The sequence below is a fragment of the Microbacterium sp. NPDC055665 genome (genome assembly GCF_053618035.1).
In genome coordinates this window covers 541,725-567,098 of the sequence record NZ_JBSHGY010000001.1, presented here as the reverse complement: position 1 = coordinate 567,098, position 25,374 = coordinate 541,725, and the positions used below count along the sequence as shown (strand labels likewise).

26 protein-coding genes are annotated in these 25,374 nt (G+C 69.1%); 13 read left to right on the top strand and 13 right to left on the bottom strand.

Going from position 1 to position 25,374, the window contains the following annotated elements:
- The first annotated feature begins 442 nt into the window (after positions 1–442).
- Both ACWGO6_RS02765 and ACWGO6_RS02760 read left to right on the top strand, forming a co-directional pair.
- Positions 443–832 carry a hypothetical protein gene (locus tag ACWGO6_RS02765; RefSeq protein WP_452325796.1) on the top strand — a complete coding sequence of 130 codons (390 nt, stop codon included), beginning with the start codon at positions 443–445 and terminating at the stop codon, positions 830–832.
- Between the two features lie 71 nt (positions 833–903).
- A complete protein-coding gene (locus ACWGO6_RS02760; RefSeq protein WP_136043391.1) occupies positions 904–1,515 on the top strand; it encodes a GNAT family N-acetyltransferase in 612 nt (203 codons plus the stop codon).
- A gap of 22 nt (positions 1,516–1,537) precedes the next feature.
- Here ACWGO6_RS02760 and ACWGO6_RS02755 read toward each other — a convergent pair whose 3' ends face one another.
- From ACWGO6_RS02755 to ACWGO6_RS02730, 6 genes are all read right to left on the bottom strand, one after another.
- Positions 1,538–2,347, bottom strand: a complete 810-nt coding sequence (locus ACWGO6_RS02755; protein WP_452325795.1) for an ABC transporter ATP-binding protein — start codon at positions 2,345–2,347, stop codon at positions 1,538–1,540.
- The gene (locus ACWGO6_RS02750) at positions 2,344–3,135 is read right to left on the bottom strand and encodes an ATP-binding cassette domain-containing protein (RefSeq protein WP_452325794.1); all 792 of its coding nucleotides are present in this window, start codon (positions 3,133–3,135) and stop codon (positions 2,344–2,346) included. The genes ACWGO6_RS02755 and ACWGO6_RS02750 overlap by 4 nt, the downstream gene beginning before the upstream one ends.
- On the bottom strand, positions 3,132–4,001 hold the full coding sequence (locus ACWGO6_RS02745) for an ABC transporter permease (protein WP_452325793.1): 870 nt from the start codon (positions 3,999–4,001) through the stop codon (positions 3,132–3,134). Before ACWGO6_RS02745 ends, ACWGO6_RS02750 begins: the two co-directional genes overlap by 4 nt.
- Positions 3,998–4,948 carry an ABC transporter permease gene (locus ACWGO6_RS02740; RefSeq protein WP_452325792.1) on the bottom strand — a complete coding sequence of 317 codons (951 nt, stop codon included), beginning with the start codon at positions 4,946–4,948 and terminating at the stop codon, positions 3,998–4,000. The genes ACWGO6_RS02745 and ACWGO6_RS02740 overlap by 4 nt, the downstream gene beginning before the upstream one ends.
- A gap of 17 nt (positions 4,949–4,965) precedes the next feature.
- Complete coding sequence (locus ACWGO6_RS02735; protein WP_452325791.1) at positions 4,966–6,486, bottom strand: ABC transporter substrate-binding protein; 1,521 nt, start codon at positions 6,484–6,486, stop codon at positions 4,966–4,968.
- Positions 6,487–6,579: 93 nt separating this feature from the next.
- Positions 6,580–7,560 carry an alpha/beta fold hydrolase gene (locus tag ACWGO6_RS02730; RefSeq protein ID WP_452325790.1) on the bottom strand — a complete coding sequence of 327 codons (981 nt, stop codon included), beginning with the start codon at positions 7,558–7,560 and terminating at the stop codon, positions 6,580–6,582.
- A gap of 117 nt (positions 7,561–7,677) precedes the next feature.
- Between ACWGO6_RS02730 and ACWGO6_RS02725 the strand changes: the two genes are divergently transcribed.
- The 3 genes from ACWGO6_RS02725 (at position 7,678) to ACWGO6_RS02715 (ending at position 9,409) form a co-directional block, all read left to right on the top strand.
- A complete protein-coding gene (locus ACWGO6_RS02725) occupies positions 7,678–8,154 on the top strand; it encodes a carboxymuconolactone decarboxylase family protein (protein WP_136043385.1) in 477 nt (158 codons plus the stop codon).
- Complete coding sequence (locus ACWGO6_RS02720; RefSeq protein ID WP_452325789.1) at positions 8,151–8,864, top strand: tyrosine-protein phosphatase; 714 nt, start codon at positions 8,151–8,153, stop codon at positions 8,862–8,864. The genes ACWGO6_RS02725 and ACWGO6_RS02720 overlap by 4 nt, the downstream gene beginning before the upstream one ends.
- Positions 8,865–8,938: 74 nt before the next feature.
- Positions 8,939–9,409: an SIP domain-containing protein gene (locus ACWGO6_RS02715; RefSeq protein WP_452325788.1), complete on the top strand. Its 471-nt coding sequence runs from the start codon at positions 8,939–8,941 to the stop codon at positions 9,407–9,409.
- Between the two features lie 16 nt (positions 9,410–9,425).
- On the opposite strand, the gene ACWGO6_RS02710 is transcribed toward ACWGO6_RS02715, so the two are convergent.
- The 4 genes from ACWGO6_RS02710 to ACWGO6_RS02695 form a co-directional block, all read right to left on the bottom strand.
- A complete protein-coding gene (locus ACWGO6_RS02710; RefSeq protein WP_376104875.1) occupies positions 9,426–9,869 on the bottom strand; it encodes a Fe-S oxidoreductase in 444 nt (147 codons plus the stop codon).
- Entirely contained in the window at positions 9,866–10,669 is an 804-nt protein-coding gene (locus ACWGO6_RS02705) for an arginase family protein (RefSeq protein WP_452325787.1), read from the bottom strand. The genes ACWGO6_RS02710 and ACWGO6_RS02705 overlap by 4 nt, the downstream gene beginning before the upstream one ends.
- Positions 10,670–10,734: 65 nt before the next feature.
- Positions 10,735–11,478 carry a PspA/IM30 family protein gene (locus ACWGO6_RS02700; protein ID WP_029261911.1) on the bottom strand — a complete coding sequence of 248 codons (744 nt, stop codon included), beginning with the start codon at positions 11,476–11,478 and terminating at the stop codon, positions 10,735–10,737.
- Between the two features lie 58 nt (positions 11,479–11,536).
- On the bottom strand, positions 11,537–13,576 hold the full coding sequence (locus tag ACWGO6_RS02695; protein WP_452325786.1) for a TPM domain-containing protein: 2,040 nt from the start codon (positions 13,574–13,576) through the stop codon (positions 11,537–11,539).
- A 122-nt stretch (positions 13,577–13,698) separates the two neighbouring features.
- Here ACWGO6_RS02695 and ACWGO6_RS02690 point away from each other — a divergent pair, with 122 nt between their 5' ends.
- From ACWGO6_RS02690 to ACWGO6_RS02670, 5 genes are all read left to right on the top strand, one after another.
- Positions 13,699–14,538 (top strand): DUF3097 domain-containing protein, encoded by an 840-nt coding sequence (locus ACWGO6_RS02690; RefSeq protein WP_452325785.1) that lies wholly within the window; start codon positions 13,699–13,701, stop codon positions 14,536–14,538.
- 55 nt (positions 14,539–14,593) lie between these two features.
- A complete protein-coding gene (trmB, locus tag ACWGO6_RS02685) occupies positions 14,594–15,319 on the top strand; it encodes a tRNA (guanosine(46)-N7)-methyltransferase TrmB (protein WP_452325784.1) in 726 nt (241 codons plus the stop codon).
- A complete protein-coding gene (locus ACWGO6_RS02680) occupies positions 15,316–16,206 on the top strand; it encodes a CPBP family intramembrane glutamic endopeptidase (protein ID WP_376104890.1) in 891 nt (296 codons plus the stop codon). The genes trmB and ACWGO6_RS02680 overlap by 4 nt, the downstream gene beginning before the upstream one ends.
- A 12-nt stretch (positions 16,207–16,218) precedes the next feature.
- Positions 16,219–16,611: a DUF1304 domain-containing protein gene (locus tag ACWGO6_RS02675; protein ID WP_452325783.1), complete on the top strand. Its 393-nt coding sequence runs from the start codon at positions 16,219–16,221 to the stop codon at positions 16,609–16,611.
- A 64-nt stretch (positions 16,612–16,675) separates the two neighbouring features.
- Positions 16,676–17,752, top strand: coding sequence for a DNA polymerase IV (locus tag ACWGO6_RS02670; RefSeq protein WP_452325782.1), 1,077 nt, complete (start codon positions 16,676–16,678; stop codon positions 17,750–17,752).
- Positions 17,753–17,786: 34 nt separating this feature from the next.
- Here the strand turns inward: ACWGO6_RS02670 and ACWGO6_RS02665 are convergent, their stop codons facing one another.
- The 3 genes from ACWGO6_RS02665 to ACWGO6_RS02655 are packed head-to-tail and all read right to left on the bottom strand — an operon-like array spanning position 17,787 to position 19,714.
- Positions 17,787–18,188 (bottom strand): RidA family protein, encoded by a 402-nt coding sequence (locus ACWGO6_RS02665; protein WP_452325781.1) that lies wholly within the window; start codon positions 18,186–18,188, stop codon positions 17,787–17,789.
- A 55-nt stretch (positions 18,189–18,243) separates the two neighbouring features.
- Entirely contained in the window at positions 18,244–19,221 is a 978-nt protein-coding gene (locus tag ACWGO6_RS02660) for a zinc-binding dehydrogenase (RefSeq protein ID WP_452325780.1), read from the bottom strand.
- Positions 19,222–19,246: 25 nt separating this feature from the next.
- Positions 19,247–19,714 (bottom strand): MarR family winged helix-turn-helix transcriptional regulator, encoded by a 468-nt coding sequence (locus ACWGO6_RS02655; RefSeq protein ID WP_452325779.1) that lies wholly within the window; start codon positions 19,712–19,714, stop codon positions 19,247–19,249.
- A gap of 168 nt (positions 19,715–19,882) precedes the next feature.
- Here ACWGO6_RS02655 and ACWGO6_RS02650 point away from each other — a divergent pair, with 168 nt between their 5' ends.
- From ACWGO6_RS02650 to ACWGO6_RS02640, 3 genes are all read left to right on the top strand, one after another.
- The gene (locus ACWGO6_RS02650) at positions 19,883–21,556 is read left to right on the top strand and encodes a SulP family inorganic anion transporter (RefSeq protein WP_452325778.1); all 1,674 of its coding nucleotides are present in this window, start codon (positions 19,883–19,885) and stop codon (positions 21,554–21,556) included.
- 124 nt (positions 21,557–21,680) lie between these two features.
- Positions 21,681–22,661, top strand: coding sequence for an FUSC family protein (locus ACWGO6_RS02645; RefSeq protein WP_240745158.1), 981 nt, complete (start codon positions 21,681–21,683; stop codon positions 22,659–22,661).
- A gap of 98 nt (positions 22,662–22,759) precedes the next feature.
- The gene (locus ACWGO6_RS02640; protein ID WP_452325777.1) at positions 22,760–25,351 is read left to right on the top strand and encodes a LuxR C-terminal-related transcriptional regulator; all 2,592 of its coding nucleotides are present in this window, start codon (positions 22,760–22,762) and stop codon (positions 25,349–25,351) included.
- Positions 25,352–25,374: the final 23 nt, after the last annotated feature.

Genomic DNA, 25,374 nt, shown 5'->3' with positions numbered 1-25,374 from the left:
AGTCTCCTGGCCGGTTCGGTGCTGATCTGCGCGTGGTGCTGGGGCCGGCTGCCGTTCACGGGGATTCGCGTAGACGGAGATCGCATCGTCGTCACCTCTTGGTGGCGGACGCGCACCTACGAGAAGGCTGAGATCGTTCGGTTTCGCGAGGAGGCGTATATGGGATATCTGTTCGTCGCCGGCTGGACCGTTTACGGCGGGCAACTCGAGAGTGGCCGCGTCGTCGCGGAACTGCGGAACGGAGACACCGCTCGGTTGCACGGAAGTGTCTGCAATCGGCACACAGCGCGACGCACCTCGGAAGCACTGAATCGGTGGCTCGGGGCAGAGTCGGGGGCGGGAACCGGCCCGCGTCGATCAGCCAGAGCCCGTCGTGACGGCCAGGGGACCGGAGGATCAAAATGAACCTCGGGCGCAATGGAGTTCGCTGGAACTTCCACGTGTGGCTGCAATGAGCGGGGTAACGGGTTCGACCGCAGATGCAGTGACGCGCATCCTCGCTGGTGGTGCCATCGGTTTTTCTCGCAGTGCGGACTGGGGGCCGTTCTACCTGAAGTTCGTGACCGAGTCGCGGCCGCAAGACGTCTTGATCGAGGTGACGTTCAACCCGGAGTTCGTCGTGCTCGATCCACCGCATCCGACTGATGTCCTGGTCTTCTGGGGCGATCGAAGCGAAGTGAGCGAGCGGGTATCTGCGCTTCTGGCGGAGTTCGTCGTGGAACTGTGCCCCCTGCCGCAAGAGAAAGAGGCTGATTCGTATCTCTTCCGAACCGGTGCAGATGAGGTGCAAGTCATCGACCCCGAGTCGCCGTGGCGGTTCACTAATCATTAGCGTGATCGCGCCTGCGGCACCCAGAAGTCCGGATCTTCCGCCGCGGAACGTGCTCCCAATAGGCTGAGCGCATGCAGTTCGAACCGGGGGACCGTCGCCGCGTCCTCCCGCGCCACCTCCGGCCCGAGGTCGCCCCCGAGGTCTTCTCGTACACGATCCGTGCGGCGCGTCCGGCGGACCTGCCACACGTCCGCGAGATCTACAACCATTTCGTGAGCAACTCGGCTGTGACGCTCGACGAGCGGCGCAGCAGCATCCCGTACTGGCGTGACAAGTACGCGCTGCTCACTCGCCTGGAACTGCCGTTCCTCGTGGCGGTCTCGCCGGCCGGCGTGGTCATGGGATACGCGCTCGCGCAGCCCTGGGCCGGTAAGAACGCCTACAAGTACACGGTCGAGGACTCGATCTACCTCGGACCGGGCGCGGGCGGGAAGGGGCTCGGCGCGGCCCTGCTCCAGGCGCTGATCGATGCCTGCGAGCAGATCGGCCTGCGCGAGATGGTCGCGGTGATCAGCGACCGCGGTGCGGAGGCGTCGATCCGGCTGCACGAGAAGCTGGGGTTCGTCGAAGCCGGTCGCATGGGCCGGGTCGGCTACAAGTTCGGTCGCGACCTCGGCACGGTGTACATGCGGCGCGTGCTCAAGCCGACCGGACGCCGTCGTAGGCTCTTCGGCGCGCGCTGACGACCTCGCGGGTCGCGGCGGCTCAGTCGCTGGAGGGGCGAGGGGGAGCAGCCGGGATCACCGGGATCGCCGCGAGCAGCGTCTTCGTGTAGTCCTCCGTGGGCTGCAGCAGCACATCCTGCGTCGAACCCCGCTCGACGATGTGGCCGTCCTTCATCACGACGACCGCGTCGCACAGGTTCTGCACCACGCCGATGTCGTGCGACACCAGCAGGAGCGTGAGATCGGTCGTGCGGCGGAGCTCGATCAGCAGCTCGAGGATCTGCGCGCGCACCGTCACGTCGAGGGCGGAGAGCGGCTCGTCGCCGACCAGGATGCGAGGGCGGTGCACGATCGCCCGGGCGAGCGCGATCCGCTGGCGCTGGCCGCCGGAGAACTCGTGCGGATAGCGGTCGCCCATCTCGGGCTCGAGCCCGACCTGCGCCAGCACTTCGCGTACTCGCGCCCGGTGGTCTCCCTCGATGCCGAGCGCCCACAGCGGCTCCCGCACGATCTGACCGGCGGTCATCCGCGGGTCGAGCGACGCGTACGGATCCTGGAAGACCAGCCCCGTCTCCCGCCGCAGCCAATGCAGCGACTTCGCAGATGCCGCAGCGTCGACGGCGCGTCCGTCGATTGACACGGTCCCGGACGTGGGGCGGTCGAGACCGAGCAGCAGCCGCACGAGCGTGGACTTCCCCGATCCCGACTCGCCGATGATCCCCACCGACGAGCCCTCGACGACATCGAGGTCGGTCTCCGCCAGCGCCGTCTGCGTGCGGGTGCGCTCGAACGCGGTCCGCTTCGGGACGACGAAGTCGCGGCGGAGTCCCCGTGCCACGATCAGACTCATGCGGCACCGCCGTTCGGGCGCCAGAGAGTCGCAGTCGCATCCCGCAGCAGGCCCTGGGTGACCGGCGAGGCAGGAGTCGACAGCAGCGTCGAGACGGGGGCGGCCTCGACGACGCGTCCGTGCTCGAGCACCACGCCCTCGGTCGCGACCTGCGCGAGCACGGCGAGGTCGTGCGTGATGAACACGAGCGACATCCCCTCGTCGGCCACGAGCGCGAGCAGCAGGGAGAGGATCTCGGCCTGGATCGTGACGTCGAGCGCGGTGGTCGGCTCGTCGGCGATGAGCAGCCGCGGACGACAGGCGAGTGCCATGGCGATCGCGACGCGCTGGCGCTGACCGCCCGAGAGCTGGTGCGGGTACCGGTCCACGATCGACTCGGGATCGGGGAGCCGTACGCGTGCCGCTTCCGCGATCGCGCGCTCCCGGGCTTCCCGACGGCCGAGCCCCTCGTGGATGCGGATGGATTCGGCGATCTGCCTCCCCACCGTCCGGATGGGGTTGAGTGCCGTGCGGGGCTCCTGGAACACGATGCCGATGTCGTCCCCGCGGAGCTTCGCGAGCTCCCGATCCGGCATCCCGATCAGCTCGATGCCGTTCCAGCGGATGCTGCCGCTCGCGCTCGCGCCGTCAGGGAGCAGCCCGAGGACCGCGAGGGCGGTGAGCGACTTGCCGGATCCGGATTCACCGATCAGCCCGAGTCGCGCGCCGTCGGGTACCTCGAACGAGATCCCGTCGACGACGCGACTTCCGTCGATCTCGATCACGAGGTCCTGCACGGACAGGCTCATGCGACCACTCCCGGGGTGTGGACCTCGGCGGCGCGGTGCCGCAGGGTCGGATCGGTCGCCTCGCGGAGCCCGTCTCCGAGCAGGTTGAGCGCGAGCACGGTGATCGTGATGGCGAGCCCCGGCCAGATCACCGACAGCGGGTGCACGCCGATGTAGCGCTGGAGGTCGGCGAGCAGCAGTCCCCAGCTCGGCTCGACCACCGATGCGCCGAATCCGAGGTAGGACAGGCCGGCCTCGGCGAGCACCGCGACCGCCATCGACCAGGAGAGCTGCACGATGAAGACGGGGGCGACGTTCGGCAGCAGATGCCGCACGAGGCTCTGCGTCGGCGTGAGACCTGCGGCGCGGGCGGCGAGCACGAAGTCGCTCTGCTGCACCCGGCGCAGCTCGGGTCGGGTGACACGGGCGATGTTCACGCCGAAGCCGATCCCCACGGCCCAGATCACGACCCAGAGCGACCCGCCCCAGACGGACGAGATCATCATGGCGATCAGCAGCACGGGGAAGGCGATCAGGATGTCGACGAGCACCGCGACGGTCTCGCGCATCCAGCGCGCGGTGAGGGCGCCGAGGGCTGCCAGGGCGATGCCGACGAGCGTGGCCACGATTCCCGCGCCGACGCTGACGAAGACCGTCGTGCGCGCGCCCGCCATCAGCAGGCTCAGGATGTCGCGGCCGGTGTCGTCGGTGCCGAGCAGGTGCGGCCAGCTCGGCGGCAACCAGCGGTCGCCGATGTCCGACGCCTGCGGGTCGAACGGGGTCCAGAAAAGCGCCACGATCGCGGTCAGAGCGATCACGACGACGACGATGATCCCGAAGCGCCCCGTCGGGGTGCTCCAGAGACGGCCGAGCCAGCGCGGCGTCATGCGGCCTCCCGCTGTCGAGGATCGATGGCGCGGTGCAGCAGGTCGACGACGAAGCCCACGACCAGCACGAAGCCGGTGAGGACGAGCAGTTCACTCTGCACCTTGATCAGGTCGCGGGTGCCGACGTCGGCGACCAGCATCCGTCCGATGCCGGGGAGGGTGAACAGCTGCTCGATGATGACGGATCCGACGATGATCCCGGCGACCTGGAGTCCGAGCACCGTGATGATCGACAGTCCCACCGCAGGGATACCGTGCTGGATGAGCGCGCGCGTGCGGGTCAGCCCTTTCGCCGCTGCCGTGCGGACGAAGTCCTGTCCGGCGGCCTGCAGGGTCGCGCTGCGCACGAAGCGCATGAGCATGGCGCCCTCGACCACTCCGATCGTCAGCGCGGGGAGCAGCAGTGATTCGATCGCGCGCCCGGGCGTGGACCAGCCGGTGCGCGGGAATCCCTGCGGCGGGAACCAGCCGAGCCAGACCGAGAACACGACGATGAGCATCATGCCGGCCCACACGACGGGCACGGCGGCCAGCGTCTGGGCGCCGACGCTGAGGGCGGTGCCGGTGCGGCGGCCGCGCAGGAGGGCGGCGAGGATCCCGAGCGGCACCGCGATGAGCACGGCGATGAGCAGCGACATGATGCCGAGGGGCACGGTGACCTGGGCCTTGAGCAGCAGTTCTTCGCCCACCGAGGCGCCAGAGAGCAGTGAGGTGCCGAGGTCACCCCGGAAGATCCCGCCGATCCAGTCGGTGTACTGCGTAAAGAGCGGCTGGTTCAGCCCGAGCGACTCCCGGAGGGCGTCGACCTCGGCGGGGGACGCCTGGGTGCCGGCGATCAGCTGAGCGACGTCTCCCGGGAAGACTCGGAGGGTGAGGAAGATGAGCACGCTCGACACGAGGAGCCCTGCGATGAGCAGGGCTCCTCGGACGAGCGCGTAGCGGATCACGGAGGGGTGACCGCTTGCTACTTCTCTGCGGAGACGGTCACACCGGCGAGGTTGATCCGGGAGTTGATCGAGTCCTCGGGGAAGCCGGCGACGATCGGTGCCACGGCCGTGATGGTCTCGCCGTTGTACAGCCAGTCGGCAGCGTGGTCCTCCGACACGATGCGCGCGGCCCGCGCCAGCAGCTCAGCGGACTTGTCGGGGTCCACCTCGGCCAGAGCCTTGGAGTACAGGTCCTGCACCTCGGCGTTGTCGTAGCCGAAGTAGTAGTCGGGGTTGGCGAAGTTGCCGAAGTCGCGTGGCTCGACGTGCAGCACGAAGCTGAGGTCGTAGTCCTTGTTCGTGTACACGTCTTCGAGCCAGGTCGGGAACTCGACCGAATTGACGTCGAGGGAGACGCCGACCTTCTTGAAGTCGGAGATCAGCACCTTGGGCACCGTCGTCCCGTAGAACGCGGGGATCGTGAGGGTGAGCTCCAGGTCTTCCTGGCCGGCCTCGGCGAGCAGCTCCTTGGCCTTCTCCGGGTCGTACGAGATCACGTCCGACAGGTCTTCGTAGCCGGGGTCGAGCTCGGGGATCGGACCGAACAGCGTCGTGCCGGCACCGACGGCCTCGATCAGCGCATCGTGGTCGATGGCGAGTCGGAGTGCCTCGCGCACGCGGACGTCGTCGAGCGGCGCCTTCTTGTTGTTGAACGCCAGAGTGGCCTTGTCGGTGGTGCGGCCCTTCGTCAGTGCGAAGTCGCCGGAGTCCTCGAGCTGCGGGGCGAGGTTGGGATCGACGGCGGTGAGCACATCGACGTCGCCGGCGAGGGCGGCGTTGACGCCGGCCGTGAAGTCGGGGATGTACTGGAACTCGACCTGCGCGACGCCGGCCGGGTCTCCCCAGTAGTCGTCATTGCGGGCGAAGGTGATGGTGCTGCCCTTGTTCCAGCGGGTCAGCGTGAACGGCCCGGTGCCGTTCTCGGCCGACATCAGGTCGGTGGTGTCGCCGGTCTTGAAGACCAGCCCCGCCGGACCCGTCAGAGCGAACAGGAAGTTCTGGTTCGGCTCGGTGAGCACGATCTGCACCGTGGTGGCATCCGGAGCCGTGATCGACGAGACCGCCGCGAAGTCGGCGTTCCCCTGCACGGTGGCGTCGGTGCGCACGGTCTCGTAGGAGGACACGACGTCGGCGGAGGTGAGCGGGGTGCCGTCGTGGAAGAGGATTCCCTCACCGAGGGTGAACGTGTACGTCAGGCCGTCGTCGGAGACCTCGTAGTCCGAGGCGAGACGCCCTTCGATCTCGTTGTCCTGCGTGCGGGTGACCAGGCCCTCGTAGATGTTGTCGATGAGGATCTGCTCGAGAGCCGCGCCGCTGGTGTGCCGGATGTCGAGGTTGGTCGGTTCGAGGACCAGTCCCACGTGCAGGGTCGCGTCGGGGTCGGGCTCGCCGGCGCTCTCGGAAGGGCTGGGCGCGGGGGAGCCGGCGCAGGCGCTGAGGATGACGGCGGTGGCCGCGAGCGCGGAGATCAGCGCGAGACGTCGGGTGCGTCGGAACATGGGGCGATTCCTCTCGGTGCGGCAGTTGCTGTGTGCCGTTGGATCGAGCCTAGAGTTGCGTGGCGGGGTGCGGGTCGGGTGTGGAACGGAACGTCATATTCCGCGAGCGGCGGATGCTGTCGCGATGAGGCCGGCCAGCTCGACCGGGGCAGTCTCCTGCACGTTGTGCGTCGCGTCCAGGGTCACGACGCGGGCTGCGGGCACTCGCCGCTGGAAGTCCGCGGCGTCGGCCTCGCTGACGAAACCGCGGGCGGCGCGGACGAGGGTGATCGGGGCGCGGACTCCGGACAGGTCGTCCCATCCGGTCTCGTGGAGGACCGACGGCGCGGTGGCCGACCCGGGGTCGTGCGCGGCGAGGGCGTGTGCGGCGAGGTGTGCGAAGTGGTGCTTCCACTCCACGCGTCCGTCGGGGCGCACGCGGGTGTTGAGGAACACACCGCGTTCGGTCTCGGGACGGCTGCCGCCGAAGCCGAGTGACATCGCCTTGTCGACGAGCACGTCCCGGGAGGCGAAGTCCGTGGGGCCGGCATAGAACTCGCGCAGCGCCGCCGGTCCGGCGGTGACATCGATCCCGGGGGTGATGTCGACGATCACCAGCTCTGCGACCAGATCAGGGCGAGTAGCCGCGAGGGCGGCACCCGTGAGTCCGCCGAGCGATTGCCCGACGACGACCTGCGGCTGCGTCGTCCACGCGTCGAGTGCCTCGGCGACATCGCGTGCGAGGGTGCGCGGGGTGTAGTCGACGTCGTCCCGCCAGGACGAGTCGCCGTGGCCGGCCAGGTCGATCGCGAGCAGCGGCAGCCCGAGCGCGAGAGAGGTCGTGTCCCACGTGTGCGCGTTCAGGCCAGCGCCGTGCAGGAGTGTGACCTGGGGCGCCTCTCCGCCGAACCGCAGAGCGCTCAGGGAGCGTCCGTCGGAGAGGGGGAGGGTGAGACGCTCCACCTCCGGGAGGGGAACGCCGAGCGCTTCGGCCTGTGCGGGAAGATAGCTGAACTCGCTGATGTCGATCGCCACGTGGATATTCTGCTCCTCCGCGATGACGCAGGAGAAATGCGGGAGCAGTGTGCCAAGCATGTTTTGAGTATTGGGTGTCATTCTGGTGAAACTTTGTCATTGGCTCCTGGCATTGTGCATTCCACGCCATCGAAGCTCGCCGAGACCGTGAGCGCGACCGCCGAATATCATGGAGTCATGAGTGAGACGCGTGTGCACCTGTCCAAGACCGAGCCGACCGCGTATCAGGCGCTCGATGCGTTCTCGAAGACCGTCGGGCAGATCTGCGCGGCGAACGGCATCGACGATCGTCTCAAGGAGATCGTCATGATCCACTGCTCCCAGCTCAACGGCTGCGCGTACTGCGCCCGTATCCACGTCGACCGGGCTGTCGCCGCCGGCATCGACACCGACACGCTCACCCAGATCCCGACCTGGCGCGAGAGCGGCGTGTTCAGCGAGCGGGAGCGCGCGGCGCTCGAACTCGCCGAGGCTTTCACCTTCATCTCCGAGGACGGGGTGTCCGACGAGGTGTACGACCTGGTCGGCAGCGTCTTCACCGAGAAGGAGTACGCGGCCCTCAGCTGGGCATGCGTCTCCATCAACGCGTTCAACCGTGTCGTGATCGCCGGACGCTACCCGGTTCCCCCGCGGACGCCACAGGCTCAGGCATGACGATCCTCGAGGTCGACGGCGTCACCAACGTCCGTGATGTCGGCGGTATGCCGGCGGCGGGCGGACGGATCCGCGCGGGTGTCCTGTTGCGGTCAGGCCAGCTCTCCGGGGCCACGACCAGAGGAGCGGCCGCGCTCCGCGCGAAGGTGCAGCACATCGTCGACCTCCGCGACGGCGAGGAGGTGGCAGCCGAGCCCACCGAGATCGAGGGGCCGGACACCACGCATCTCCCGCTGTTCCTGGGGTCGGTCCGTTCGTTCTTCGAAGCCGACACGAGCCTCGACGACCTCTATCTGCATCTGCTCGAGGAGAGTGGAGAGCGGCTGGTCGAGGCCATCCGCATCATCGCCGTGGGGGAGCCCACGCTGGTGCACTGCACGGTCGGAAAGGATCGCACCGGGGTGACAGTGGCGCTCGCGCTCTCCGCCGTCGGAGCTGATCGCGAAGCCGTGATCGCCGACTATGCGCTCACGGAGTCGCAGCTGCCGGCGGAACGCTCGCGGCGCATCGCCGCGTATCTGCGCGCCGAGCACCCCGAAGCGGTGCACGCGGTGGCTCTCGCGACGCAGTCGCCCGCCTCGGTGATGAGGAGTCTGCTGGAGCAGGTCGATGAGCGCTGGGGTTCGGCGGCGGGCTACCTGCGTGCCAACGGGATGACCGAGGCGGAGCTCGCCGCGTTGACGTCCGCGCTCGTCGAGCCGGTGGAGTAGCCCGCGTCACGCCCGCCGGTTCCTCGCGCGACGAAGGTTAGGCAAGCCTTCACTTGGTGTACGATGAGAGCATCATGAACACCTCGCTCGAGACTCGCAGCACGCGCGCAGAACGCCGCGCGGCACGTCAGCGCGCGCATCACCTGGTGACGGCGGACGAACAGTCCCTCACCGAGCTCGAGGTGTTCCTCACGACGCTGCCGCTGTGCGCGTCCGGACGCATCTTCATCGAGGTGCCCTCGGTCGCCGACATCGGCGTGATCGAGGCTCCGGGACGGATGACGGTCACGTGGCTCGCTCGCGAGCAGCGCTCCGGTGCTCCCGGCAGCGGTCGTGCCTGTGCCCCCGGTCAGGCCCTGGCACGTGCGACCTGCGCGTGGGCCGACGAGATGATGTGCGACGACGAGATCGAGACGCGTGTCACGCTGCTCGGCGGCTACCTCGGCACCGCCGACATCGTCGAGCACCTGACGAGCGCGCTGGAGATCTCGCCCGCACTCATCCACGCGCCCGAGCGCTTCGGCCTGCTTCCCGCCGACCGCTGATCACGCGAGCGCGGCGTCAGCGAGACCGGCGCACGTAGTTGCCGTCTTCCAGCCCCGCCTCGATCTCGAAGCGGTTGCGCAGCGGATCCCGGCCGGCGAACAGATACAGCACGGGCATCAGGAAGCCGTAGCGGAGCCACTGCTCCTTGTGCACGGCTTCGTGGCGCAGGACAGCATCGCTCGGGCGGGCGTCACCGGTCAGGAAGCACCCGCCGACGCACACTCCACCGCGATTGAAGGTCCACGTCGGCATGCCCCGGAAGATCCACAGCCCGGCCCGCCGCTCGACGGGTCCGGTGCTCCACAACGAGCCCCAGAGCCAGCCGACGGCCGTACCCCAGGCATAACCGAGGCGACTGATCGGCGAACGCAGGAGGAACGCGGGGATCCGGCGATCGAAGCGCCGCCCGCGGGCCAGCGCTTCGTCGGCGGCAGAGCGCCAGTCCGCAACCGTGCTCATGCGACGGCTCCGACCAACCGGAGCAGCGCCCCGAGGTCGTCGACGGCATCAGCCGGCGTTCGAGGAGCGAAGCCGGCGATCGTCGCACCGGCCAGTGGGATCTCGGCGCGCAGCGCGCGGATCGCGGTGCTCAGGGCCGCGGGGGAGAGCCCGAACGGCACGGAGGAAGACACACCGGCGAAGTCGGAGGGATCGAGCACATCCACGTCGATGTGGACCCAGACCCGTGATGCCCCGGTGGCTCTGACCGCGTCGAGCAGCGCATCGGGCCGTTCGAGGTCGTCGACGGAGAGGTTCGTCAGGCCCTCGAGCGGGGCGACCTCGGCGTCATCGAGATTGCGCACGCCCACGGTGACCACCCGGTCGGCGGAGATCGCGGGGGAGAGGACGAGCTGCTCCTCGCCCTCGCCGAGCAGAGCGCGCAACGCCATTCCGGAGAATGCTCCGGAAGGGGAGGTCTCGGGAGTGTGCAGGTCGGCATGGGCGTCGCACCACACGACGGCGAGGTCATCCGTGCCACCCGGGAGGGCACCGATCGCGGCGACAGTGACGCTGCAGTCACCGCCGATCACGACCGTGTCCGCGTCGATGTGCCCGTGCGTGAGCTCGCGTGTGCGGATGAGCGCGCTCAGGCGGCGGACCCCGGTGCCGAGGGACTCGCCGGCCTCGACCGGAACCTCCAACATGGTCGTCGCCGCCCGGGGGAGGTCTCCGGCGATGGCCGCGGCACCGTCGACGAGGAGCATCGCGCGCGGTGCGGGTGAGCCCTGCCACTGCGGGATGACGAGGAATCGCACCATGGGTGCCTCCCAGAAGACGAGCGCGGATGCCCCGGGCGCACGGCCCGGGACATCCGCTGGTGGTGTCAGTTGCCTTCGATGGCCTGACGGGGAGCGCTGCCGCCGGCCTTGAGCTCAGCCAGACGTGCCTCGACCTCGGTCAGCTCGCCGAGATCTTCCAGGCTCTCGAACTGTGCGTCGAGGCTCGACGCCGCGAGCTCGATCTTGCCCTGGGCGATGGCCTCCTGGCGGCGGACCTTGTCTTCGAACCGACCCAGTTCGCTGGTGGGGTCGAGCACGTTGATCGAGCCCACAGCGTCCTGCACCTTGGTCTGCGCCTCAGCGACCTTGGCGCGCGCGAGAAGCTCGCTGCGCTTGTTCTTCAGCTCGACGAGCTTGTCCTTCATGCCGTTGAGGCCGCTCTTGAGCTTGTCGACGATCTCGGTCTGCGCCGCGATCTGCGGCTCGGCGCCGGTCGCCTCGCGCTCAGCGCTGATCTGGCGCTGCAGGGCGATCTTGGCGAGGTTGTCGAACTTGTCGGCATCCGTGGCGTCGCCGCTCTTGCGCATCTCGTCGGCCTTGCGGCTGGCGGCGAGGGCCTTGTTGCCCCACTCGGTCGCGGCCTGGACGTCTTCCTCGTGGTCACGCTCGAGGAGTCGCAGGTTTCCGATGGTCTCGGCGATCGCGGATTCGGCGTCGGCGATGCTGTTCGTGTAGTCGCGAACGAGCTGGTCGATCATCTTCTGCGGGTCTTCCGCGGAATCCAGGAGGGAGTTGATGTTCGCGCGGACGAGGGTCGAGATACGTCCGAAGATGGACTGCTTGGTCATGCGTGATTCCTTTCAGAGGGCGTCTTCGAGAGCTTGGCGTATGTGTCTGTGTGGGGGATCAGAAGCGTCTACCTCCGGATCGACCGCTGCGGCCGCCGCCGCGGGATCCCCCGCCGCCGAAACCGGAGCTGCGGAAACCCCCGCCCCCGGAGGAGCGCCAGCCGCTGCTGCCGCTCCGGCGCGATGAGCCGCCGCCGCCGCCACCGGCGAGGAGCCCGCCGATGATGCCGCCGAGGATGTCGCCGCCGATTCCGGAGCCGCCGGAAGAAGAGCCGCCGCCGAACGGGCTGCCCCAGCCGCTGTCGTAGCCGGGAGGGTTGTATGCCTGGACATCGGATTGCGCGGCGGACGTGGCCTGGCCGGCGAGAGCGAGTGCGCGGTTGGCCTCGGCCAGAGACGCCTCGGGGTCGGTGGCGCGGAGGTTCAGGGCCTGCGTGAGGCTGGCCTCGGCGTTGGCGAGCCTGGTTCGTGCGGTCGAACCGACCGTGCCGCGGCGGGTCTCGATGAACTCGCGCGCCGCGCGGATCTCGGAATTCGCCTGCGCGAGCGTCTGCTCGAGCATCTGCTGCACGCGGCGGGAGCGCTCGACGCCTTCTCTGCCCTGGGCGATCGCCGCATCGATCTGCGCGTTCGCAGCGCTGAGCGCCTCGAGCACCCGCTGCGGATTGCGCTTCGTGCTCGCGAGGTCGGCCTGCGCCAGCTGCAGCTGCTGCACGGTCGCAGAGGAAGCCGACGCGATCGCGCCGGTCTCGTCGGGCAGCTGCTGTGCCGCGGCGAGGTCGGCCTGCAGCTCGGTGACGAGTGCCTGCGACTGGGTCTCGATGGCGGCCAGCTCGGCGCCCAGGGTCGAGACCGCCTGGGCGAGTTGGGCGGCCTGTGCGACCGACTGCTCGGCGGTGCGGATCGCGAAGGCGGCCTCGCCCGAGCGGCCCGCCGCGATCGCCTGCGCGGCCGCCTCGATCGAGCGGTCGGCAAGGTCGGCACGCTCCTGTGCCTGCGCGGGATTGTCGGCGACCGTGGTGAGGGCTGCCGGATCGTACGTCGCGGACAGAGTGGACAGCGCCGGCGCGGCAGAGGCGAGGACGGGGTTCAGTGCCGCGCGTTCACCGCGGACCCTCTCGAGTTCCTGCGGTGCGTTCTGCTCGAGCTTTCGGAGCGCGTCGAACGCCTCGGTGTTGTCGTCGAGCAGGTCATCGATCTCTTCGGCGATCCGGATGATGCGGATGTGCCAGGCCCGTCGATCGTGGATCGTGTCCTCGATCTCGTCGTCGAGCTTCTGCTTGAGGTCGAACGCCTCGGTGATCTTGGCCTTCGCCGCGTCGACGACGCGAGTGAACTCCTCGGTGGCGCCCTCGCCGAACTGCGCGACCGCGAAGCCGAGCTCCTCTTTGCTCGAGGTGATGGCGTCATCGGCCTGCACGAGTGCGAGTCCTGCCTGCGTCTCGACCTGCTCGTCGGTGAGGGTGGAGAACGGATCAGCGGGGTCGGGTGTCTCCGGCATCGCGCCGCGCTTGCGGATCTCGGCGTTGCGCCGCGCGAGTCGCACCAGCGCGATGACGAGCCAGATGAGGAGAGCGGCGGCGATGACCGCCACGACGATCAGCACGGTGCGCAGCGCGCCCGCGCCGCCGTCTCCCTGGATCTCGTCGGCGGCGAGAGTGATCGCGCCGACCCAGTCGCCGTCGGCGGCGAACGGAACCATCTTGTCTTCGATCGTGTCGAGCTGGTCGAAGCTCACCGGCCCGTCGGGCGCTGCCGAGATGTAGTAGCTGCGGCCGTCCACGGCGATCGCGAGCAGGTACTGCTCGCTGCCGAGGTTGTTGCTGTCGGCGACGGCGTCGGCCCATTTGACGTTGTCGCTCGGGTTGGTGAAGTCGTCGACGAGCACCACGAACAGGTCGGCGTTCGAGTTGGCGGTCAGCTCCTCGAGCCGGGCCTCGACAGTGGCTTCCTCATCGGCGCTGAGCACGTCGGCCTGGTCGGTGACGTATCCGGAATCGAGAGTGAGCGGATCGGTGGCGGATGCGGCGGACGCGGTGAACGCTCCTGCCACGGCGGCCAGCGCGAGTGCGGCCAGCGTGAGCCACCGTTTCGTCATCGTGTTCCCTCCGACCGGCAGCCGAGCCCCATGCCATGAGTCTATGCACAGAGCCCGACACGCGACAGCACCAGCGGCGGGTTCGCCATTCGCCCTCAGCGGAGGCACATACGCTGGAAGGCATGGACGACATGTACGGTTCGGATGTGCTGGCGACGGGCTGGCGCGACCGCGGCGCGAAGAAGGTGCCGCAGGTCGCGGCGGAGGCGGATCTGGTCGTCGAGGTCGCGGATGACGGCTTCTGCGGAGCGGTCACCCGCGTGCAGGGCGGCACCGTCGAGTTGGAGGACCGCCTCGGCCGCCGACGGCTGTTCCCGCTCGGCGGCGGCTTCCTCATCGACGGCGCTCCGGTGCGGCTCGTCGTTCCAGCCGCGAAGGAACAGGGGCCGCGGCGCACAGCATCCGGATCGTTCGTCGTCGCCGACCAGCGGGCGCGTGTCGCCCTGCCCAGCCGCATCCTCGTCGAGGGCCGGCACGATGCCGAGCTGGTGGAGAAGGTCTGGGGCGCCGATCTGCGCGTCGAAGGTGTGGTCGTCGAGTTCCTGCAGGGCGTCGACCTGCTCGACGAGTTGCTGACCGCCGAGCCGCCCAGCGCCACCCGCAGGTACGGCGTGCTCGTCGACCATCTCGTGCCGGGCTCCAAGGAGACCAGGATCGCGCAGGCCATCGCGCGCGGCCCGCACGGTCGACACCTCCGCATCGTCGGACACCCGTTCATCGATGTCTGGCAGTGCGTCACCCCGCGTGCTCTCGGCATCGCGAAATGGCCCGAGATCCCGCGCGGTATCGAATGGAAGGTCGGGATCTGCCGTGCCTTCGGGTGGCCCCACGAGACGCAGGCGGACATCGCTCGCGCGTGGCAGCACATCCTCTCGAGGGTGACCACCTATCGCGACCTGGAGCCTGCATTGCTCGGCCGCGTGGAGGAGCTCATCGACTTCGTCACGGCCCCGGCGGGCTGAACGCCGCCGCCACGGGGCGCAGGGAGCGCGGGGCGCCGACGACTACCCTGGAATCATGCCCGAACCCCGCACCTTCCGAGACGAGCCGGTGTCGTTCGTACGCCGCAGCGGCCGGATGTCCGAGGCGCAGGAGCGCGCCTTCACCGAGCTCGGCCCGCACTATCTGCTCGACGTCCCGCGCGACGTCGCCTGGACCTCGGTGCACCCGGAGGCCCGCCTCGACCCGGCGACCGAGTACGGCCGTGCCTCCGACCTCTACGTGGAGATCGGCTCTGGGCAGGGGCACGCGATCGTCGCGGCGGCCTCCTCCCGTCCGGATGACGACTTCCTCGCCGTCGAGGTGTTCCGCGCCGGCCTCGCCCGGACGATGCTCGATGCCGACAGGGAGGGCGCCCGCAACATCCGCGTCGTCGAGGCGAACGCACCGGAGGTGCTCTCGTCGTACCTCCCCGAGGCCGCGGCGCGCGAGGTCTGGATCTTCTTCCCCGACCCGTGGCACAAGAAGAAGCACACCAAGAGACGCCTGGTGCGGCCCGGATTCGGCGACACCGCGGCGAGGGCTCTGAAGGACGGCGGTCTGCTGCGGCTCGCGACGGACTGGGAGGACTACGCCCTGCAGATGCGTGAGGTGCTCGACGCCGAGCCGCTGTTCGAGCGTGCGTTCGAGGGGGAATGGGCCGAGCGCTTCGACGGCCGGGTGATGACCGCGTTCGAGCGCAAGGGCATCGCGAAGGGACGCGACATCCGCGATCTGGTCTACCGGCGCAGGGCGCGCCCGTGACCGAGGTTCGACGCGAGACCACGCTGGGCCTCGGCATCGTGCCCGCGTTGCTCGTGTGCGCCGCCGCGCCGGCGTTCTTCGTGCTGGAGATCCCCTGGCTGGGCTGGGTGCTGCTCGCGCTGGGAATCGTGATCGCCTGGTTGCTCGAACGCGGCCGTCCGGTGGAGGACCAGGTCGTCAGCATGGGGGCACGGCGAGAGACCGCCAAGGTGATCGGCGTGCACCGACCGCCATCGCTCACGAGGGACCTCTCGCTGATCGCCGTGGGCCTGCTGATCGTCAGCATCATCCCGCTGGCCGCCGAACTCGACAACCTCGCGATGCTGCGATTCACGCTCGCGCTGGGCGGTGCGGTCGCGGTGCCCTACGTCATCTCGCGGTTCGTCTACCGGGACAGGGCCATCAGCTTCCCGTGGCGCACGCACCGGCGTTGGGGTCGCCTGCAGTGGGGGTGGCTCGTGGCGGTGCTGATCCTGGGGTGGCTGATCCTGCCCTTCTACTTCATCACCAGCGGGGTGTACCAGAACTGGCCGGTGGTGGACACTCCCGAGCTCATCGCCCGGCTTTTCGTCGGCGTGGGCGCCGTGGGCATCTGGGACGAGCTGTTCTTCATCTGCACGGTGTTCGCGCTGCTGCGACGCCACTTCCCGAACCTGGTCGCGAACCTGCTGCAGGCGATCGTGTTCGTCTCGTTCCTCTGGGAGCTCGGATACCGCGAGTGGGGTCCGTTGCTGACGATTCCGTTCGCGCTGCTGCAGGGCTACATCTTCCTGCGCACCCACTCGCTCGCCTACGTCGTCACCGTGCACCTGCTGTTCGACGCCGTGGTGTTCGCGGTGCTCGTGCACGCGCACAACCCCGGCCTCCTGCCGATCTTCCTCGTCTGACAGAATCAGCACATGCTCATCGTCGGTCTCGTCCTCGCCGCAGCCGCCGCTGCGTTCCACGGGTTCATCTTCGCGCTCGAGTCGCTGCGGTGGACCGACCCGGAGACGAGGAAGATCTTCGGCGTCGCGAGCGAGGCGGATGCCGTCACCATGAAGCAGCTCGCCTTCAACCAGGGCTTCTACAACCTCTTCCTGGCGCTGACGACCCTGCTCGGCATCGGCCTCGTGATCGTCGGAGCGGGGACCGTCGGTCTGACTCTCGTGTTCGCCGGTACCGCGACGATGCTCGCCGCCGCACTGGTGCTGATCCTCTCGGACCGCACGAAGGCGCGCGCCGCCGTGATGCAGGGGACGCTCCCGCTGCTGGCCGTCGCGGGCACAGCGATCGGTGTCGCGATCAGCTGAGCGCCGACCGACCGGAGGCACGTCGCGGGGTGACAGCCGGGTCCGTAACCGTCACACTCGTTGCATGGCCGACTGGGTGCTGCACATGGACATGGATCAGTTCATCGCCGCGGTAGAGGTGCTGCGCAGACCCGAGCTCGCCGGGCTCCCGGTGATCGTGGGCGGACGCGGTGACCCCACGGAGCGCGCCGTCGTGTCGACCGCCTCCTACGAAGCCCGCGCGTACGGCATCGGCTCTGGTATGCCGCTCAAGATCGCGGCGCGCAAAGCTCCGGAGAATGCCGTCTTCCTGCCCGTGGACCAGGAGGCCTATGCGGTCGCGTCCGGGGAGGTGATGGGCGCGCTCCGGTCACTGCCCGACGTGGTGCTCGAGGTCATCGGGTGGGACGAGTGCTTCCTCGGGGTGACGACGGATGACCCGGAACGGGTTGCGAGCGCGGCACAGGCTGCCGTGCTCGCCGCGACCGAGCTGCACTGCTCGGTGGGCATCGGCGACAACAAGGTGCGCGCGAAGATCGCGACCGAGTTCGGAAAGCCGCGGGGCGTCTTCCGGCTGACGGCGGAGAACTGGTTCGAGGTCATGGGCGACAAGCCGACGCGCGATCTCTGGGGAGTAGGCTCGAAGGTGCAGAAGCGACTGGCTGCGCACGGGGTCGAGACGGTCCGTGAACTCGCGGACGCCGATGAACAGACGCTGATCGCGGAGTTCGGCCCGCGGATGGGCGTCTGGTATCACGGGCTCGGCTCAGGGCTCGGACCGAGCGTCGTCGACGACACTCCGTGGGTCGCCCGCAGCCACAGCCGCGAGACGACCTACCAGCAGAACCTCACGACGAGCGAGCAGGTCGCCTCCGCCGTTCGGGAGCTGGCCGTCCAGGCCTTCGACGACTGCGCCGCCGAAGGCAGGCCCGTCGTGCGGGCGCACCTCAAAGTGCGATACGCCCCCTTCGAGACGAAGACCTTCGGCCGCAAACTCTCCGGGCCGACGAGCGATCGCGAGGAGTTCGTGTCAGCTGCCCTCGCGCTCGCCGAGACGCTCGATACCGAGCGCGAGGTTCGCCTCCTCGGCGTGCGGGCCGAGATGACGATGCCGGACGAGGGCGACGCTGCGGAGCGGACGCCGGTTCGCGGCAGGATCTGAGCCCGGCGGATGCGCCGGAGGCGGCGCGCAGAGATCACTCGCGGATGACGGCAGCTACGGCGCTGACCTCGATGAGCGCTCCGGGAACTCCGAGACCGGCCACGATCGCTGCGGTGACCAGAGGCGGTGCGCTTTCTCGCGCGAGCCTCGAGGCGACGGCTCCGTAGGCCGCGCGCAGGTCGGCGTCCTGATGGATCAAGACCGTCCAGCTGATCACATCGTCGAGTCCTGCGCCGGCGGACTCGAGGGCGATGCGGGCGTTCTCGACGGCGCGCAGCGATTGCTCGCCGGCATCGGCAGAGACGACCGCTCCGGTGGAGTCGACGCCGTTCTGGCCGCCGACGTAGATCGTGGTCGCGCCCGGGGGCACGACGGCGACGTGGCTGAATGCGGGGCTTGCGACGAGGCCCTCAGGGCTGGCGAGTGTGATCTCCATGCCCATACTCTGCACCGGGGCTCCGACGTTCGGAACCCCGGTGTCGAGGAGCGGATCAGAAGCGCAGGAGCACCTTGCCGATGCGACCGGCGGTGTTGCTCGCCTGCACGGCCGCGCCGATGTCGGCGGCGTCGAAGATGCCGGCCACGGGAAGGGTCACGGTGCCGTCGGTGACGCGCTGGACGAGCTCTCCGAACAGCTCGCCCCGCGTGCCGGGGTCGAGGCTGGGCATGACCTTGCTGCCCCAGAAGCCCTTGACCGTGGCCTGCTTGAAGATGACGTCGGACGAGGCGATCTCCATGACGGGGGAGTCCATCGCTCCGAAGGCCACGAGCGTGCCGCCCTCGGCGAGGAGCGAGAGCACGTCGCCCGCCGACGAGCCGCCGACCGAGTCGACGCCCGCCACGATCGGGGCGCCACCGGTGACGCGTGCGACCTGCTCCCGCCAGTCGTCCTGATCCGTGGCGACGACGCCCTCGATGCCCTGCGTGCGGAGCTCGTCGACGCCCGCGGTGCGGCGGACGAGCCCGACGACGTTGATGCCGCGCGCGGCGCCGAGCTGCGCGAGCATCCGGCCCACGGCACCGTTCGCCGCGTTCTGCACGATCCATTCGCCCGGCTTCACGTCGAGGAAGCGCAGCAGGGTGATGGTGCTGAACGGCATCGAGACCAGCTGCGCGGCATCTTCATCGGAGAGCGCGTCGGGCACGGGGATCAGACCGGCGGCGTTCGCGAGGAAGTACTCCGACCACGCGCCGAACGTGCCACCCGTCGCGACGCGCTGACCGACGGTCAGGTGCTCGACGCCCGAGCCGAGGGCGTCGACGATACCGAGCGCCTCGGTGCCCGACGCAGCGGGGAGCTCGGGCTTGAAGCCGTAGGTGCCGCGGACGGTCCACAGATCGTGGTTGTGGATGGGGGAGAGGATCGTCCGTAGACGAACCTGCCCGGCACCGGGCTCCGGCAGGGGGCGGTCTTCGATCCGGAGGACCTGCTCGGGATCGCCGAACGTGGGGTGGATGAGTGCGCGCATGGGTTTCCTTTGCGGGTGGAGGGATTCAGGGGGTGTCGTCCGCGGGTGCAGGCGCGGCGAGGTCGGCTGTGAGGCGCTGGAGCCGTTCGGTGATGTCGTGCAGTTCGCTGATGAGCTCGCGGCGACGCTCGTCGTCGCTCAGCCCGGCGGCTTCGGCGACCGCGCTGTGGATCGGGGCGACTTCGGTGCGAAGCGCCTTCCCGTGCGCCGTGAGATGCACAGTCACGACCCGTTCGTCCGCCTCGCCGCGGACCCGAGTGACGAGGCCGGCCTGTTCCAGTCGGCGGACGAGGGGCGAGAGCGTGCCGGAGTCGAGGTGCATCAGCGCGCCGAGCGAGCCGATCGTCTGATCGCCTTCGATCCACAGTGCTGCCAGCACCAGGTACTGCGGGTAGGTCAGCCCCCAGGGAGCCAACAAGGCGCGGTACGCCTGCGTGGTCGCCCGCGACGCGGAGTACAGCGAGAAGCACACCATCTCATCCGTCATGACCATCCGTCGAGTATCGCACACAATTCAGTTGTGCACAATTTAATCTCGATCACGAGACCAGTCGAGCTCAGGAGCGGTCGACCGGCCACCCCGGCCGGGTGAGATGTGCCGCACGGCGAGACCCGCCCGCAGTACGCTCGGCCAGACGACCATTCGGAAGCGGGGAATGCAATGACCAGACCGACCTGGCTATTCAGCACACTCGCGGGCTACCGGAGCAAGTGGATCGTGCGAGACGTGATCGCCGGGCTCTCCGCCGGTGCCGTGGTGATCCCGCAGGCGATGGCATACGCGACGATCGCCAATCTTCCGGTTCAGGTGGGTCTGTACACATGCATCCTGCCGATGGTGGTCTACGCATTCCTCGGCGGCAGTCGGGCGATGAGTGTCTCGACCACCTCCACCATCGCTACGCTCACGGCGACGACCCTCGTGTCCGCCGGAATCGCCGCCGGCGCGGAGGACGCGATCGGCTCACTGATGATGCTGACGCTGCTGGTCGGGGTGATCCTGCTCCTCGCCCGGCTCTGCCGGCTGGGCTCCCTCGTCGAGAACATCAGCGGCGCCACCGTTCTCGGACTCAAGATCGGGGTCGGTGCGACGGTGGCCGTCGGGCAGCTGCCGAAGCTGCTGGGCGAGACCTACAATTTCTCGGGGCACGGGTTCTTCCGATCGTTGGCCGCCGTCGGGGAGGCGTTCGGCAGTGTCAACTGGCCGACAGTCGCGCTGTCGGCAGGCTCGGTGGTGCTGCTGGTCGTCCTGAAGCGCTGGGCGCCGAAGGCCCCCGGCACCCTCGTCGTCGTGGTCGGGGGCATTCTCCTGGTCTGGCTCGGCGGCATCGACCGACTCGGCGTGGGCCTCATCGCCGCCGTTCCGAGCGGCCTGCCCGTTCCCGGATTGCCCGACCTGACGCAGGCGACGGCGCTCGTTCCCGGCGCCCTCGCGATCGCGGTGATGGCGTTCCTCGAGTCCGCGGCGGTCGCTCGGAGCCTTCGCACCGCGGCCGAACCGCAGATCGACAGTGATCAGGAGCTCCTCGCCACCGGAGCGGCGAACTCGATCGGTGCCTTCTTCGGTACCATGCCAGCGGCGGGAGGATTCTCGCAGAGCGCGGTCAACCAGAGTGCTGGAGCGCGATCGCAGCTGGCAACGGTCGTCACGGTCGCGCTCGCCGTGCTCGTCGCCCTCTTCCTCGGCCCGGTGCTCAGCCTGATGCCGGAGGCCACTCTGGCTGCGATGGTCTTCGTCGCGGTCGCGGGTCTCATCAACATCCCGGAGCTGGTGCGCTGGGCCCGCATCAGTCGGATGGACTTCTGGATCGCGCTCTCGGTCGCGGTCATCGGGCTCACCGCGGGGCTGCTCCCGGCCGTCGCTGTCGGAGTCGTGGTGACGCTGATCCTTGTGTTGCGTGAGGCGAACATCCCGAAGATCCGCGTGGTGGGACGGATCGGCGGGGTGCTCGGCGTCCACCTGGAGCGAGGGCTGTACACCGCGAACGCGCTGGTCAATGAGCGCAGGCTCCTCGAGATCGTCGACGGCGAGGAGGAGACGATCGCCGCCCTCGTGCTCGGGATGAGGCAGCAGGACGTCATGACGATCACCGTGCTCGAGGCGCTCGAGAACCTCGACCGCGAGCTCTCCCAGCGCGGCACGAAACTCCACTTGGCGGCGCTCCCTGCCCCGGCGGCAGAAGTCGCCGGGCGCACGGCGTGGTTCACCGCCCTGCGGTCCGCTGGCCGCGTGCATGACACGGTTCGGGAAGGGATGGATGTGGCCGTCGCCGCCCGCCGCGCAGAAGCGCCGGGAGGTGCCGTTCACCCTGGTGAAGTCGACGAAGCGCGCTGACGGCTGGTCACGGGGTGCCTAGGCTGAGCCGCGAGGGTGCGCGGCGCAGGCCGCCGTCGACATGGGCGAACAGGGGGACGGGCATGCGAACAGGCCTTCGGATGACGTCGGCGAGGCGGTCAGGGTGGACGACCGGGTCGGCCTGACGTGGCGGTGGGCGAGATTCGGTCTCGGCATCGCTTTCGCCCTGCCCGCCATGGCCGTCGCTCCCTTCAGTTCGACGCTCGGTCTCGCCCTCGCCGTCGGTGTGCTTCCCGCGGCGGCGTTCCGGCTTCCGCCGCGGCGACACAGTCGCGCGGTCATCCTCCTCGTCGGCGGTCTCAGCGCGGTCGGGCTGCTCGTGGGTTCACTGCTCGCCACCGTCCCCGCCGTCGCGGTCGTCGCAGTCTTCGGCGCGGCCGTGCTCGCGTGCGTCAATGCGGTCCGCGGGCGACTGGCTCAGCTCGTACTGATCCTCGTCCTGCCGATGGTCGGCATCGGCCTGAGCTTCCCCTGGTCGCCGGCTGCTCTCGGACTCGCGGCGTGCATGGTGGTGGGATCCCTGTACGCGTGGCTCATCTCGCTGTTCTGGCCGGAGCGAGATGACCCGCCGCCGCCCGCAGCACCTGTGCCTCGAGGCCGGGCGATGCTGGTCTACGGGCTCCTGCTCGGCGCTGCGGCCGCGATCGCCGCCGCGGTGGGCTTCCTCCTCGATCTGCAGCACGTCGGCTGGGCGACGGCGGCGGTGCTGCTGGTGATGCGTCCGGCGCGCGGGCAACTCATCTCGCGCAGCATCGGGCGTGCGATCTCGGTGCTCGTCGGTGCCTTCGCCGCTGCCGCTTTCGCGCTCCTCGCGCCGGGAGATCTGCTGATCGGCCTCGTGGTCGGCGTCGTCGTCGGTGCCCTGTGCGCGACCCAGGAGAGCCGCTGGTATGTCGCTCCGGGATTCACGACGTTCATCGCGCTGACTTTCATCCTCGTGAACTCCACGGGGTCGCCGGGAGCACGGTTCCTCGAGCGGGTAGTGGAGACGCTTCTCGGCGTCGGGCTGGCACTCTTCTTCGGCGCTGTGGTGCCGTCTCTGCTTTCGCTGCTCGCCCGGCGACGGAGGTCGACCACGGTCTAGACCTTCGTCCCCTCAGAAGTGCTTGAGGCCCTATCGGCGCGGTGCCATACTGCGGATATCTGCTGACCTGGCGTCGAGCGTTGGACCGGGGGGTTCCCATGACGGAGAGCATCGGCGACGACGATGCACCGAGGACGTTCGTCCCCGAGATCGTCGAAGAGGACGTGGTGCGCCCACGACTGCTCGACCGGCTGACCGCCGCGATGGACGAGCCGTGGACGTTGACGCTCGTCACCGCGTCAGCCGGAGCGGGCAAGACCAGGCTGCTCGCGCAGTGGGCGGAGGCGATCGGGAGCGAACCGGACACCGCGGTGGTGTGGCTTTCGTTCCAGCGGGACGACGTCGATCTCTCGCTTCTTCGTTCCGCTCTCGAACGGATCGATGACGGGCGTCTCGGCGAGACTCTCGCGAAGGTCCCTCGGGCGGAGACGGATGACACGGCTCGGTCGCTCGCTCGTGCGCTGCGAACGACCGTCCGAAGGATCGTGATCGTGTTCGACGATGTTCACCTGATCGGGAGTCCGGAGCTGGCCGACATGCTGTCGGCGTTCGTCCATGCGGTCCCCGGCAACGCGCATGTCGTCCTCTCCGGGCGCGGCACCCGGCTGATCCGCGTGGCGCGGCGTCGTATCGCCGGAATCGCGCTCGAGCTCGACAACGCCGACCTGGCGTTCACCCCCGCAGAGGTGCGGTCTCTCTTCCGTGCCAGCGGGATCACCGTCTCGCAGGGAGAGATCACGACGATTCTTCACCGGACCGAGGGATGGGCCGCGGGACTCCGTCTCGCGGTGCTCGCCGGGCTGGAGCACCGCGACACCACGGACGCCCCGCTCCGCGGGGACGCCCCTGCGCTTGTCGACTACTTCCTCGAGGAGGTCTTCGGCGATCTGGAGGAGGAGTTGACGGAGTTCCTTCTCTTCACCTCTGTCCCGGAGGCGTTCTCGCTCGACCTCGCCTACCGACTGTCGCCCGGTGTTCCCGCCGCCGCCCTCGTCGAGAGACTCATCCAGCTCTGCGTGCTGATGGGCAGGCGTGGCACGGACCCGGTCTGGTACCACTATCACCCGCTGCTGCGGGAGTTCCTCGCCGCACGCCTGCGGGATCGGGGGCGCGCGATCGTCGAGCGTCTCGAGAAGGACGCCGCCGAGTGGTTCGCCGAACAGGAGGCGCATCTCCCAGCCCTGCGACACGCCGCGCAGAGTTCTGATCCGGCGTGCATGGCCGTGATCCTGCGTCGGTGCGGGATGCAGCTGATCCTGACGGGTCATGCGTGCGAGGTGACGGAGGCGATCAGGGTGATGCCCGCTCCGCTGCGAGCGGATCCCGCGGTGCAGATGCTGATCGCGGCAGCGGAGCTCGCGCGGGGCGATGCCTCCGCCGCCGCCACCGTCCTCGCGACGCTGCGCGACGAAGACGGATCGGCCGTGAGTCGTCAGTGGCTGACCGGCCTCGATCTGCACACCGCCGTGCGCCGCGGAGGCATCGCTCAGGCCCTCGACCGACTCGGACGCGCGTTCGACACCGTCACCGGGGAGTCGCAGCTCGACACCTACGCATTCCTGCAAGCGGCGATGGGGGAGCTGTACGTCGGTCACCTCGACCGCGCAGAGCGCTATGCACGGACGGCCGCAGATCAAGCTCGCGCGGTCGGAGCGGTCGCGGCAGAACTCCAGGCGTCCGCCGTCCTGAACACCAGCGCTCTCTTCCGGGGCAGGATGCGCGACGTCCTCGCCGCCGGGTCGCGACTGGACGCGAGGTGGCGCGAACTCGGTGAGCCCGACGACGCCTTCTACGAGGTGACGAGAGTGTGGCGGTGCTGGGTGCCGTATGAACGCCTGCAGGCGATCGACGCGGAGCAGACGATGCGCGCAGCAGCGGCGATCATCGACTCGGGTTCCGAACCCGCGATCTCGAGGGGGCTGAGCGGGCTGGTGGCGCTGCTCGACACCGACGGCGCCGCGGATGCGCGCGCGGCCGCCAGCTTGCTGCTCGAGACGCTCGTCCCTCGCGATGACATGCCGCTTCCTCCGCACTGGTATGCGATGGTGGGCGTGTTCGCCGTGCACGCGTTCGACCGGCTGGGCGAGCCGAATCTCCGGGATCAGTTCATCGCCGACACCGAGCGGGCGCTCGGCACGAGTGGCGAGGTGGTCGTCCTCCGCGCGATCGCGGCCCTGCACGACCATCGGCACGCCGAGGCGCGCGAGACTCTCGCCCCCGTTCTCGACGGCTCGACGACGTGTGCGCTGCCGGCATCCCTGGTGGACGCCTGGCTGGTGGCGGCCGCGCTCGATGTGCACGGCGGTGACTCCGAGAGGGCTCAGGCCTCGCTCTCGCTGGCGCTGTCGCTGGCCGAACCGGAGGAACACGTCCGGCGCATCGCGGCAGCCGATCAGGCTGTGCTCCGGCTCCTGGGCGCACGGGCTACCGCCGGAACCCGGACCCGCTTCGCCGACACCGTCCGGGAGCGACTCGTCGCGGCGGGGCTGCTCGTGGACGAGCAGCTCACGCACCGCGAGCGCATCGTGCTGCTGGCGTTGAGCCGTAACGCGACGCTGCGTCAGATCGCTCAGCAGGAGTTCATCTCCCCGAACACCGTCAAGACGCACGTGCGGAACATCTACCGCAAGCTCGGCGTCTCGGACCGGGACAGCGTGACGGCGGCCGCTCACGCACTCGGGATCGAGTAGCGCTCGCGGCCGCCGTGGGCAGG